This is a genomic window from Thermincola sp. GK-1 (assembly GCF_059412445.1).
The window spans coordinates 108,064-119,881 of the sequence record NZ_JBSQAT010000003.1 but is presented as its reverse complement, the minus strand read 5'-3'; the positions used below and the strand labels follow the sequence as shown (position 1 = coordinate 119,881).

Below are 11,818 nucleotides of genomic sequence, written 5' to 3'. Positions count from 1 at the left end.
CAATAACAATATTTTACTGTTCTGGGTGATGATAATGCTTGTTGACAAAAGTAAAACCGTGTATCTAAGGCGTTACTTCAGAATCCCGGCAGACATGTCTGTGGAATTTAATATAATGAGATTTCAAAAAAGAGATGTCAAACACCTGATGGATAAAAAGGGGTTCGGACAATGCCGTGACCTGGGTGAGGATGGCCTGAGCTTCGTTTCTCAGTTGAAATTGCCGATAGGTATGGTTTTGCGGGTTACTTTGCATTTACCGCACCTTGGCGATGAACGTGTGCTGGCCCGTGTTGTCAGGTGTGAACCTGTCATGGAAGGAAACCTTATTGCCGTACAGTTTTTCAATATAAACGACCGGCGCCGGGAAAAAGTGAGGGCCTATATCGCGGAAGAAACAAAAAAACAATATAAGTTCCTGAATCATTTATAACATTTTGTGCCTGGCAGGGCACTTTTTTGTTTGCTTCCTGATTCCTAACTGGTATACTGAAGATGGATAAAGGTATAAGTCTTGTCCAAACAGTGGAAAAATATTGACTGGTAAATTTGCGATAAAGGAGCATTCATGTTGGAACAGGTAGTCTTATGGAAATGCGGCGACTACGACCCAGAACTTTTGAAAGAAGCCCTTAAACGATGTTTTACCTTGCTGGGGGGCCTTGATAAATTTGTCAGGTCCGGCCAGACCGTTTTCTTAAAACTGAATTTGTTGATGAAAAAGAAACCGGAAGATGCCGTCACAACACACCCGGCCGTCGTGGAGGCCATGGTACGCCTGTTGCAGGAACGCGGCGCCACGGTCATTATCGGGGACAGTCCCGGGGGGCCTTATAATCAAATGGCTTTAAAAGCCGTTTACAGAACAGCCGGAATTGAGGAAGTGGCCCGTAAAACCGGTGCTACTCTGAACTTCAACACCCAGGAAATTGATGTACCTTACCCGGAAGGTAAAATTATCAAACGTTTTACCCTGATTAAGCCCCTTGTCGATGCAGACATTTACATATCCTTGTCCAAGCTGAAAACACATATGATGACTAAATTTACAGGCGCTGTGAAAGTTAATTTCGGGGCCATTCCCGGCATGCTGAAGGCAGAATACCATTTTAAAATGCCCAGGGTAATGGATTTTTCTGAGATGCTGCTTGATTTAACGGAGTGTCTAAAACCTACCCTGAATATCATGGACGCCATAGTTGGTATGGAAGGTAAGGGCCCTTCAGCAGGGACCCCTAAGAAGGTAGGCGCCCTTTTGGTCAGTACCAGCGCACCGGCCCTTGATGTGGTGGCGGCTGCCCTGGCGGGCATAGAACCTGTTTCTATACCAACTGTTAAAGCGGCAGAAAACAGGGGTCTTCCGGCTTCCATAAACCAAGTGGAACTTATGGGCTATAAACTTACCGATTTTAATATTCAGCCCTTTGCTCTCCCTGACTATACGGGCGAAGCCAGATTTCCAATTCCCGATCTTCTGAACAGGTTTCTGGAATCGTGGCTTAAACCAAAGCCGGTTTTCATGGAAGATCAATGTATCTTCTGCCGGGAATGCATAAATAACTGCCCGCCAAAAGCTTTAAGCGCGGGAAATAAAGCGCCGGAAATAGACTTAAACAAGTGTATCCGTTGTTTTTGCTGCCAGGAATTATGCCCCCGCAAGGCCGTGGATATAAAGAAATCACCCTTAGCCAGGTTACTGTTTAAGTAACTTTATAATTTCATGAAAAGGAGAGAAGACCTTGTTAGTTTCGGCAGAATGTATCCCGTGCTATTTGCAGCAGGCTATAAATACTTTGGAAAAAGGAGAAGTACCCAGGGCAAAATGGAATGAATTACTCAAGCGGCTGCTCCCTTTGATCAGTTCCCTGCCTGATGATAAAACACCGGCGGAAAATTCAACGTTGGTAATTCACCGGCTGGCGGAAATGCTTGGCGGTAATGACCCGTTTTTCAAGGCCAAAGAGGAATCAAACAAACGGGCCCTTTCTTATATTAAAGACCTCAGGGAGACTATTGCCGGGTCTGAAGACCCCTTGTTTACAGCCCTAAAAATTTCGGTGGCCGGCAATGTGGTCGATCTGGGCCTTTTTGATGACTTTGACTTGACTCAGGCCCTGGAAGATGCGCTTAAATTTGATTTTACCATTAACGACTATGACCGGTTTAAACAGGATATTGCCAAGGCTGAAACAGTATTAATTATCGGGGATAACAGCGGCGAAATTGTCTTTGACAGGCTTTTAGCCGAACAATTAAGGGCAATGCATAAAGAAGTTTTTTATGGGGTAAAGGGCGGATTCATCCTTAATGACGCCACAATCCAAGACGCCAACACAGCCGGGCTCCCGGAGGTTGCCCGTGTGATCACCAATGGCAATAGTTACCTGGGCACAGTAGAAAAATACTGCAGTGAGGAATTTTTAACGGTTTTCCAAAATGCCGATACGGTCATCAGTAAAGGGCAAGCTAATTACGAATCCCTGGAAGGCACAGTTCTGGCAGGGGAGAAAACCTATTTTCTTTTGAAGGCCAAATGTCCACTGGTGGCCAAGCACCTGGGTGTCAGATATGGTGCTATTGTGTTTAAGAGAAATGCGGTGGACAGTGAACAGTTGACAGTTAACAGTTAACAGTGAACAGTGAACAGTTAGTGTAAATTTTTTAAACCGCAGAATCCACAGAGGGCCCAGAGAAATATTTAAGCGGTTTCACCATCACAGTATTATTTAAATAATTTAATAATCTTTACAAAGAGAGCCGTTATCCCGGCGGCCATCAGGGGGCCAACGGGAATACCTCTGAAAAAGACGATGCCGATTATTGACCCCACTACCAGGCCAACCAGTAGTTCCGGATCCATTTTCAGCAAATTAAGACCCTGGCCGTTCATATAGGTGGCGATGGCGCCGCCCAGGATGGCTAGGATTCCCGAAATGGTGATAAAACTATTAGATATATCTTTTATAGATACCTGGCCGGTAGCAAAAGGTACCAAAACGGAAATGGTTAGAAATAAAAGGCCTAATTCCAGGCCTCTGCGTTCCAGAACAGGGAAAAACTGGTGGAGGTTAAAGAGTTTTAGAACCAGTAAAATACATGCTGCCGTCGCGATAATATTGGACCTACCAAGGATGCCTATCAGGATCAGGGTAACCAGAAGGGCTTCCCCCCACATAAATTAAGTCCCCCTTGAATTATATCCTTACCATATAACCTATGAACTCATTTTAACTTATGCGCCTCTAACAAATGATATTCTATTCTTAGCTTTGAACGACCAACCCACCGCCGTTGTATAAAAATTACCAGTCCGAGCTATAATATTGTTGCACCGGGTGGCATTTTATGATAAAATAACCAATGGTGTTAAATACACACGTCTCCTTGATTTACGCCGCGGTGCCGGGTCTCCGGTCCGGCGTAGAAATGAAAGAGGCGGAGGATTAAAACCAGTTGAGAGGAGGTGAACCTTGTGGCCGTTATTTCTATGAAACAACTGCTGGAGGCCGGGGTTCATTTTGGTCATCAGACCAGGCGTTGGAATCCCAAAATGGCTCAATACATCTTTACTGACAGGAACGGTATCTACATAATTGACCTACAAAAAACAGTAAAGATGGTAGAAATTGCTTATGAGTTTATTAAAAATACTGTTGCCGAGGGAAAAACAATTCTGTTTGTCGGCACCAAGAAACAGGCGCAGGAAGCAGTTAAAGAAGAGGCTGAACGTTGCGGTATGTTCTATGTCAATCAACGTTGGCTGGGTGGTATGTTAACCAATTTCCACACCATCCGCAAACGTATCAACCGTCTTCAGGAACTGGAGAAAATGGAAGTTGACGGAACCTTTGAAGTCCTGCCCAAGAAGGAAGTAGCTGCGCTCCAGCATGAAAAGGAAAAACTGCAAAAGTTTTTGGGCGGTATCAAGGATATGAAGGAACTACCCGGCGCTCTGTTTGTAATCGACCCTCGTAAAGAGCGTATCGCTGTAGCCGAAGCCAGAAAACTTGGCATACCTATCGTAGCTATCGTTGATACCAACTGTGACCCTGACGAAATTGACTATGTCATACCCGGAAATGACGATGCTATTAGAGCAGTTAAGCTGTTGACGAGCAAAATGGCTGATGCTGTTTTGGAAGGCAATCAGGGCCAGGATGTAGTCGATGAGGAAACAGCCGCTGCGGAATAAAGGTAAGGGTGACCGTTTAGGGGGAGATCCCTAACCGTCACCCTTATTTAATATATTTGCCTTTTTAAAAATAAGGAGGTCTTTTGCATGATTACAGCTGCAATGGTAAAAGAATTGCGTGAAATTACCAACGCCGGAATGATGGACTGCAAAAAGGCTTTAATGGAAACCAACGGTGATATGGAAAAAGCGATCGAGTACCTGAGAGAAAAAGGCTTGGCCGCTGCAGCCAAAAAGGCCGGCAGGATTGCTGCAGAAGGTATTGTTGATTCCTATATTCATGCCGGAGGAAAAATTGGCGTATTGGTAGAAGTAAACTGTGAAACTGATTTCGTGGCCAAGACAGATGAATTCAAGAGCTTTGTGCGAGATGTGGCAATGCAGATTGCTGCTGCCAAACCCGAATATGTGCGTAGAGAAGAAGTGCCTGAAGAAATTGTTCAGAAGGAAAAAGAAATTCTTAGGGCACAGGCATTAAATGAAGGCAAACCGGAAGCTATCGTAGACAAAATGGTTAACGGCAGGATTGAGAAGTTCTTTAAAGAAGTTTGCCTCATGGAGCAGCCGTTCATTAAGGACCCTGACTTAACTATTGAACAACTTTTAAATGAAAAAGTAGCTAAAATAGGCGAAAAAATCTCTATTCGCAGGTTTGTGCGCTATGAAATGGGCGAAGGTCTTGAAAAGAGACAGGATAACTTTGCAGAAGAAGTTGCCGCCCAAATGAAAAAATAAGGATGGACGAAAAAGGGAACACGTTGAGGGCTTGGGAACTCTTGCAAACACAATGTTGTTCTCTTTTTTTCAAAAAATATAATTTCCCGAAAAAGGATTTTTGAGCAATGTGTAGAAAATAAATCTGCATATAGGCGGGAGGGCTATAATTTCATGGAGCAACCCAAATATAGACGCATTGTGCTTAAGTTGAGCGGCGAGGCGCTGGCAGGCCAGCAGAAATTTGGTATCGACCCGGATGTGGTCAATTCCATTGCTGAGCAGGTCAAAGAGATCAGTTTGCTTGGTGTGGAAGTGGCCATCGTTGTTGGCGCAGGAAATATCTGGCGCGGTATTGCCGGCAGCAGTAAAGGAATGGATAGGGCAACGGCAGATTATATGGGCATGCTGGCGACTGTCATCAACTCAATGGCCTTGTTGGATGCCCTCGAAAAAATCGGGGTTGATACACGGGTCTTAACGGCTATTGAAATGCGGGAAGTAGCGGAGCCCTATATCCGCCGCCGAGCTATCAGGCATTTGGAAAAGAAAAGGGTCGTCATTTTCGGCGCCGGAACGGGAAATCCCTATTTTTCTACCGATACGGCTGCTGCTTTGCGGGCCGCAGAAATTGAAGCTGATGTTATTCTTATGGCTAAACAGGTAGATGGCGTCTATGACAGTGATCCCATGAAAAATCCGAACGCCAAAAAATTTTACGAACTTGGTTATATTGACGTACTTAACAAAGGCCTGGGGGTTATGGATTCCACCGCTACCTCCCTGTGCATGGACAATAAAATACCGATTATAGTTTTTAACCTGAATGTACGAGGCAATATCAAAAAAGTAGTTATGGGAGAAAATATAGGTACTTATGTCGGGGGTGAATTAAATGGTCAAAGACATAATTAATGAGGCAGAAGACCGGATGAAGAAAGCTGTTGAAGCATTGAGGAAAGACCTGGCCACCTTGAGAACCGGTCGGGCAACTCCGGCTTTACTGGAAAAAATTCAGGTAGATTATTATGGAGTACCAACCCCGATTAACCAAATGGCCAAGGTATCTGCTCCCGAACCCCGTTTGTTGGTAATTCAGCCATGGGATAAAAGTGTGTTGGGAGAAATCGAAAAGGCTATTATGAAATCAGATTTGGGGTTAACCCCGAACAATGACGGAACAGTGATTCGTCTGAATATTCCGCAACTTACTCAGGAGCGCCGGGCTGAACTGGTAAAAATCTGCAAGAAAAAGGCGGAAGACGGTCGGGTGGCTATCAGAAACATTCGACGGGATGCTAATGACCAGCTTAAAGAATTTGAAAAATCTGGCGATATATCTGAAGATGATAACAGGCGAGGGCAGGAAGAAATACAGAAGCTGACCGATAAATATATAAAAGAGGTAGACCAGTTACTGGAACATAAAGAACAGGAAATTATGGAGGTCTAGTCTTGCACGGAGGCACTGCGAAGGATTTGCCTGACCTTATAGGATTCGATATTAACGAAGCTTTGGAGACTTTGGACCGGTTGGGTTACAAAGTTAAAGAAGTGCAAGTAACGAAACCTATTTTTGCAACAGAGCCAATTGGGGGAGCTAAGGTGGTGCGCCTCAAACCAGTTGGGGACAATCTACTCCAGGTTGTTGTTGCATACCAGGATTATCTGAAAGGAGGTGCTTAGAAGCTATGGCATACAAAATTACCGATGAGTGTGTAGCTTGTGGTACTTGTTTAGACACCTGTCCTAACGGTGCTATTGAGGAAGGTGATATCTACAAGATCACCGACGCATGCGCTGACTGCGGCGCCTGCGCTGAAGCTTGCCCGACAGGAGCCATTGTAGAAGAGTAGTCTTCAAACCCCCTCCTTTCCGAGGGGGTTTGTTTTAGCCATATAATTCCTAAGGAGGCACTATGTGTATGGGTTTTTGGAACAAAATTTTTGGCAAATCTCGACCGAACCCGGCGGAAGAAAAAGAACTGCTAGCTGCTATTGATATGAACAAACTTCCCATGCATATTGCCATAATTATGGATGGCAACGGACGCTGGGCAGCCCGCAGAGGGTTGCCGCGGGCTGCCGGGCACCGGGCAGGTGTAGAGTCGCTAAGGGATATCGTGAAAACCTGTTCCTCCTTGGGAATTAAATACTTAACCGTTTATGCTTTTTCTACCGAAAATTGGAAGCGACCGCAGGAAGAAGTTAATATTTTAATGGATTTGCTGGTAGAATATTTGGGCAAAGAGATGCGGGAACTGCATCAGAACAATGTTAAAGTGAGAGCTATTGGCCGGATAGAAGAGCTTCCTGCCAGCGCTCAAAAGGCTCTGTCGGATGCCTTTGAGCTGACCGGTAATAATTCAGGCTTGACCCTTACCCTGGCTTTAAACTACGGTGGGCGTCTGGAAATAGTGGAAGCTGTACAAAAGATTGCGGGTGAGGTCCTGAAGGGAAAACTGGATCTTAAGGCAATCGATGAAAAAGTGGTTAACGAGCATTTGTATACCGTTGGAATGCCGGAACCGGACCTGGTCATTAGGCCTTCAGGGGAACTGCGGATTAGTAATTTTCTGCTGTGGCAGATAGCTTACTCTGAACTGTGGTATTCGCCGGTTTTGTGGCCCAGCTTTAGAAAGGTACATTTGCTGCAGGCGATTATTGATTTTCAAAAACGCCAGCGCAGGTTTGGTGGATTATAAGAAAGTTAAGAGGTATAATTATGTTACTTTACCGGGTTTTAAGTGCTGTTATCGGAATACCCATATTGCTTTTTTCTGTATGGCTGGGTGGTTGGTACCTGGCTGCTGTGATAACGGTTTTAGCGGTAATTGGCGTATTGGAATTTGCCAGAATTGCCGAGGGTATGCAGGTCAAAGTCTGGGTACCCGGAATGTTGATAGGAGTTATTTTATTCATCCTTTCAGTTTTGTTTCCTAAAAAAATTAAGCTGGCACTGGTTGTTACCATAATTATTTGGGTCTTTTTATGCCGGACTGTTATCGGAACTCGTTTTAACATATTAAACGGCGCCCTATCCCTGACAGGGACAATTTATCTTGGTTGGTTACTAAGCCACATTCTGTTATTGCGTGCGTTGGAATTCGGTTTTTATTTGGTTTTATTTGTTTTTATGGCCACGTGGTTTACAGATACAATGGCTTATTTTGTTGGCTCGGGGATAGGCCGGCACAAGCTGGCCCCTACCATCAGCCCCAAAAAAACAATTGAGGGGGCTGTTGGTGGGCTAATTGGCAGCACTCTGGCCGGACTTTTGATGTCATTTTTTTTAAAAGAAGTTCCCATGATACACTTGCTGGTTATTGGATTCTTGGCCGGTATTGTGGGGCAGGCAGGCGACCTGGTTGAATCGGCTATGAAACGAAAAGCAGGGGTCAAAGATTCCGGAAACCTCATACCGGGGCACGGGGGAGTACTTGACCGTTTCGACAGCATGTTATTTACTGCGCCCTTGGTATACTATTATGTTCAGTTGTTTATAATAAATTGAGGTGACTTTTTTTGAAACACCTGATAAAAAATCTTTTTGTCATCCTGATTATAGTTTCAGGCACATACCTGTTTTACCGGTACATATTACCGTATATTGTACCTTTTGTTATTGCCGGCGTATTGACTGTTTTTATTGAGCCGCTGGTGCGCCTGCTGCAGTCCAAAGCAAAACTGCCAAGAGCGCCGGCGGTGATAATATCATTGATACTGATCATTGGTTTGACAGGTACTTTATTGACTCTGTTTGTTGCTCGGCTGGTTGCAGAGTTAATAGAGTTTTCTTCTTCCTTGCCCATGTATACGGAAATGCTGGCTAAAAACATCGTTCATTTACGGGCAACTGCCGAAAGTTTTTATTTCAGCCTACCCGCTAGCCTGCTGGAGTTTATTGCCAACAATATGGGGACAATCGAAAAAAACATTGGCGCTTATTTGACCCAATTGCAGGCTTTTACTAAGGAAATGTTGAACCAATTTATTATTCTTGTTTCTTCCGTCCCGGGAATTTTGGTGATAATTTTTGTCAGCCTGATTGCCACTTTTTTTATGGCCAAGGACCGCCGGGTTATTATAGGGTTTTGGCTGCGTATAATGCCTGAACCTTGGGGGTCAAAGACCATTCAGGTTTTAAAGGATGTGAGTGCGGCCCTTTTCGGGTACGCCAGGGCCCAGTTGATTTTAATAAGTATAACTTTTTTCAATTCATTAATTGGGCTGGCTATTATTGATGCGCCATATATCCTTTTGATGGCGGCAATGATCGGGGTTTTTGATCTGATTCCGGTGTTAGGTCCGGGTACTGTTTATATACCCTGGATCATATGGGAAATAATTAATAATAATGTTGTATTTGCTGTAAAACTGGGTGTGGTTTATATTATAATAGTAATTATCAGGCAGGTATTGGAAGCTAAAGTGGTGGCCAATGCGATGGGTTTACACCCTTTAGCGACTTTAATTTCCATCTACGTTGGTCTGCAGATTTTCGGTCCCCTGGGACTTGTTTTGGGGCCTTTGTTTTTGATAGGATTGAAAGCGCTGGCCAAAGCGGGTATTGTTGATTGGCCTTTAGGATAAAATACTACATACGTGGGGAGAAAAAAACGGTGAAAAATATTGCTATTATAGGAAGTACCGGTTCTATAGGCACCCAAACACTGGAAGTCATAGATTTATTTCCAGATCATTTTAATGTAGTTGCCCTGGCGGCCGGTTCCAACACGGAGCTGCTGGCAGAGCAGGCGGCCAGGTACAGGCCCCAACTGGTTTGCATAGGCCAAAAAGATCTTTATCATGACCTGAAAGAAAAAATAGGGCATCTGGAATGTAAAGTTACCGCTGGCCCGGAGGGGCTGGTGGAAGTTGCTACCTTTAGCAAAGCAGATGTAGTGGTTACATCTATTACAGGCGCTTTAGGGCTTGTTCCGACGGTAGAAGCTATAAAATCCGGCAAAAATATTGCCCTGGCTAATAAGGAAACTCTGGTTGCTGCCGGGGATATCGTGATGGCTTTGGCCCATGAATACGGGGTGAAGATACTGCCAGTCGACAGTGAACATTCCGCCATCTTTCAGTGCCTGAACGGGGAAGATAACCGGCGAATCAGGAAATTAATCCTTACGGCGTCGGGGGGGCCTTTCCGGGGAAAAAACCGGTCGCAGCTTGTTCATATCGGTCCGGAAGATGCCTTGCGTCATCCTAACTGGTGCATGGGCGCTAAAATTACTGTTGATTCCGCTACTTTAATGAATAAAGGGCTTGAGGTTATCGAAGCCAAGTGGTTGTTTGACGTGGATTTATCCAACATTGACGTGGTCATTCATCCCCAGAGTGTAATCCATTCGATGGTCGAGTTTGTCGATGGTTCCATAATCGCACAGTTAGGACTGCCGGATATGAAGTTACCTATTCAGTATGCCTTAACTTATCCGCAGCGCGAACCTAATAATTTTCCCCGGCTTAATTTGAGCCAAATCAGAAACTTAACCTTTGAAGAACCGGACAGGCAGACTTTTTCCTGCTTGGATATAGCCTTTGCGGCGGCTAGGAAAGGAGGAACCATGCCGGCGGTAATGAATGCAGCCAATGAAGAGGCAGTGGCGCTCTTTTTAAAGAAAAAGATAAAGTTCCTCGATATTTCGAATATAATTCTCAAGGTGATGGAAAGACACCGGTTGATAGAAAAGCCGCAGTTAAGCCAGATTCTGGAATGTGATGCCTGGGCCAGACAGGAAGTTTACACGTTGCTGTAAGCGACATTTTTGACAGCAAGGAAGGTGGGATTTATGTTAGAGTCTTTTTTGCATACTGTTATTTACACAATATTACCGGCTATAGTTGTTTTCGGCATGATGATTATTTTTCACGAGTTGGGCCATTTTTTGGTGGCCAAGTTGATGGGGGTGCAGGTTTTCGAATTTTCTATCGGCTTCGGACCCAGAATATATCGGTTTGTTAAGGGCGAAACTTTCTACACTTTAAGGGCACTTCCTTTGGGCGGTTTTGTCCGCATGGCCGGTATGGATGCGGAAGAGGATAACCGGGAGATGGAAAAACGGAAAGAACTATGTGCTGAGAAGGGCGTTGATTTCGATTTCTGCGTTGATCCCGAACGGAGTTTTAACAACAAAGGAGCGCTCCAGAGGATTGCTGTAATTGCAGCAGGTCCACTGATGAATTTTGTTTTAGCCGTATTTCTTTATGCGATTATGTATGCTTATATTGGGTTGCCGGTAAACGTAATTAAGGAAGTATCTCCCGGAAAACCTGCTGCCGCAGCAGGGATCAAACCAGGGGACAAGGTGGTGGCTGTTAATAATAAGCCCGTCCGAACCTGGGAGGGTCTGGTGGACGTAATTCATAACAGCGCCAATAAAAAAGTGACCCTGACAGTCGAAAGAGACAATCGCCGACAGTCTTTTATCGTTGTGCCGGAGTTAGACAAAACAAATAAAATCGGTCTCATTGGCATAGCGCCTGTTATAGAGAGACCGGGTATACTGAAATCCATAAGTTTGGGTACTGTCCATACCTACAGGGTTCTTGCACTGACCTTTGATTTTCTCGGTAAAATGTTTGCTAAGCAGGTGCCTGTTGAGTTGAGCGGTCCAGTCCGAATCACTATGGAATTGGGTAAGGCGGCGGAGATGGGCATTATGCCGCTTATTCAACTGGCAGGATTTCTCAGTATCCAGATAGGGCTGTTCAATTTGTTCCCCATTCCTGCCCTTGACGGCAGCAGGATTATCTTCCTGGGTATAGAAGGATTAAGGGGGCGTCCTGTCGATCCTTCCAAGGAAAACTTTATCCACCTGGTGGGGTTAAGCCTCCTTCTGCTGTTGATGGTGGTTATAACTTATAAAGATATTTTACACATAATCGGCTAGGGGGTGGGGAT

At 44.8% G+C, this 11,818-nt stretch carries 15 protein-coding genes; 14 read left to right on the top strand and 1 reads right to left on the bottom strand.

Annotated features, from left to right (window positions below; all coding sequences use genetic code 11):
* Positions 1-34 precede the first annotated feature (34 nt).
* The 3 genes from ACSNJE_RS03785 (at position 35) to ACSNJE_RS03775 (ending at position 2,630) form a co-directional block, all read left to right on the top strand.
* Positions 35-433, top strand: coding sequence for a PilZ domain-containing protein (locus ACSNJE_RS03785; protein ID WP_495252032.1), 399 nt, complete (start codon positions 35-37; stop codon positions 431-433).
* Between the two features lie 135 nt (positions 434-568).
* Entirely contained in the window at positions 569-1,708 is a 1,140-nt protein-coding gene (locus ACSNJE_RS03780; RefSeq protein WP_052216564.1) for a DUF362 domain-containing protein, read from the top strand.
* A gap of 31 nt (positions 1,709-1,739) precedes the next feature.
* On the top strand, positions 1,740-2,630 hold the full coding sequence (locus tag ACSNJE_RS03775; protein WP_474773185.1) for a damage-control phosphatase ARMT1 family protein: 891 nt from the start codon (positions 1,740-1,742) through the stop codon (positions 2,628-2,630).
* Between the two features lie 92 nt (positions 2,631-2,722).
* On the opposite strand, the gene ACSNJE_RS03770 is transcribed toward ACSNJE_RS03775, so the two are convergent.
* A complete protein-coding gene (locus ACSNJE_RS03770; protein WP_495252031.1) occupies positions 2,723-3,175 on the bottom strand; it encodes a DUF441 domain-containing protein in 453 nt (150 codons plus the stop codon).
* 297 nt (positions 3,176-3,472) lie between these two features.
* On the opposite strand from ACSNJE_RS03770, the gene rpsB reads away from it, so the two are divergent.
* The 11 genes from rpsB to rseP all read left to right on the top strand — a co-directional run bounded on the left by rpsB (position 3,473) and on the right by rseP (position 11,807).
* On the top strand, positions 3,473-4,192 hold the full coding sequence (gene rpsB, locus ACSNJE_RS03765; protein ID WP_013120231.1) for a 30S ribosomal protein S2: 720 nt from the start codon (positions 3,473-3,475) through the stop codon (positions 4,190-4,192).
* Between the two features lie 87 nt (positions 4,193-4,279).
* A complete protein-coding gene (tsf, locus tag ACSNJE_RS03760) occupies positions 4,280-4,927 on the top strand; it encodes a translation elongation factor Ts (protein WP_013120232.1) in 648 nt (215 codons plus the stop codon).
* Positions 4,928-5,080: 153 nt separating this feature from the next.
* Positions 5,081-5,821 (top strand): UMP kinase, encoded by a 741-nt coding sequence (gene pyrH / locus ACSNJE_RS03755; RefSeq protein ID WP_013120233.1) that lies wholly within the window; start codon positions 5,081-5,083, stop codon positions 5,819-5,821.
* Positions 5,802-6,359 carry a ribosome recycling factor gene (gene frr, locus ACSNJE_RS03750; protein WP_052216566.1) on the top strand — a complete coding sequence of 186 codons (558 nt, stop codon included), beginning with the start codon at positions 5,802-5,804 and terminating at the stop codon, positions 6,357-6,359. The genes pyrH and frr overlap by 20 nt, the downstream gene beginning before the upstream one ends.
* Before the next feature lie 2 nt (positions 6,360-6,361).
* A complete protein-coding gene (locus ACSNJE_RS03745) occupies positions 6,362-6,592 on the top strand; it encodes a hypothetical protein (protein WP_013120235.1) in 231 nt (76 codons plus the stop codon).
* A 5-nt stretch (positions 6,593-6,597) separates the two neighbouring features.
* A complete protein-coding gene (fdxA, locus tag ACSNJE_RS03740; RefSeq protein WP_013120236.1) occupies positions 6,598-6,762 on the top strand; it encodes a 4Fe-4S ferredoxin in 165 nt (54 codons plus the stop codon).
* A gap of 68 nt (positions 6,763-6,830) precedes the next feature.
* Complete coding sequence (gene uppS, locus ACSNJE_RS03735; protein ID WP_052216567.1) at positions 6,831-7,610, top strand: undecaprenyl pyrophosphate synthase; 780 nt, start codon at positions 6,831-6,833, stop codon at positions 7,608-7,610.
* 20 nt (positions 7,611-7,630) lie between these two features.
* Entirely contained in the window at positions 7,631-8,419 is a 789-nt protein-coding gene (locus ACSNJE_RS03730) for a phosphatidate cytidylyltransferase (protein ID WP_052216568.1), read from the top strand.
* A gap of 11 nt (positions 8,420-8,430) precedes the next feature.
* Positions 8,431-9,498 (top strand): sporulation integral membrane protein YtvI, encoded by a 1,068-nt coding sequence (ytvI, locus tag ACSNJE_RS03725; protein WP_495252030.1) that lies wholly within the window; start codon positions 8,431-8,433, stop codon positions 9,496-9,498.
* 29 nt (positions 9,499-9,527) lie between these two features.
* Positions 9,528-10,673 carry a 1-deoxy-D-xylulose-5-phosphate reductoisomerase gene (locus ACSNJE_RS03720; protein ID WP_495252029.1) on the top strand — a complete coding sequence of 382 codons (1,146 nt, stop codon included), beginning with the start codon at positions 9,528-9,530 and terminating at the stop codon, positions 10,671-10,673.
* 33 nt (positions 10,674-10,706) lie between these two features.
* Positions 10,707-11,807 (top strand): RIP metalloprotease RseP, encoded by a 1,101-nt coding sequence (rseP, locus tag ACSNJE_RS03715; protein ID WP_495252028.1) that lies wholly within the window; start codon positions 10,707-10,709, stop codon positions 11,805-11,807.
* The last annotated feature ends 11 nt before the right edge of the window (positions 11,808-11,818 follow it).

Coding starts and splice junctions, on each gene's coding strand:
- ACSNJE_RS03785 (WP_495252032.1), top strand. CDS start 35: ATGCTTGTTGACAAAAGTAAAACCGTGTATCTAAGGCGTTACTTCAGA.
- ACSNJE_RS03780 (WP_052216564.1), top strand. CDS start 569: ATGTTGGAACAGGTAGTCTTATGGAAATGCGGCGACTACGACCCAGAA.
- ACSNJE_RS03770 (WP_495252031.1), bottom strand. CDS start 3,175: ATGTGGGGGGAAGCCCTTCTGGTTACCCTGATCCTGATAGGCATCCTT.
- tsf (WP_013120232.1), top strand. CDS start 4,280: ATGATTACAGCTGCAATGGTAAAAGAATTGCGTGAAATTACCAACGCC.
- pyrH (WP_013120233.1), top strand. CDS start 5,081: ATGGAGCAACCCAAATATAGACGCATTGTGCTTAAGTTGAGCGGCGAG.
- frr (WP_052216566.1), top strand. CDS start 5,802: ATGGTCAAAGACATAATTAATGAGGCAGAAGACCGGATGAAGAAAGCT.
- fdxA (WP_013120236.1), top strand. CDS start 6,598: ATGGCATACAAAATTACCGATGAGTGTGTAGCTTGTGGTACTTGTTTA.
- uppS (WP_052216567.1), top strand. CDS start 6,831: ATGGGTTTTTGGAACAAAATTTTTGGCAAATCTCGACCGAACCCGGCG.
- ACSNJE_RS03730 (WP_052216568.1), top strand. CDS start 7,631: ATGTTACTTTACCGGGTTTTAAGTGCTGTTATCGGAATACCCATATTG.
- rseP (WP_495252028.1), top strand. CDS start 10,707: ATGTTAGAGTCTTTTTTGCATACTGTTATTTACACAATATTACCGGCT.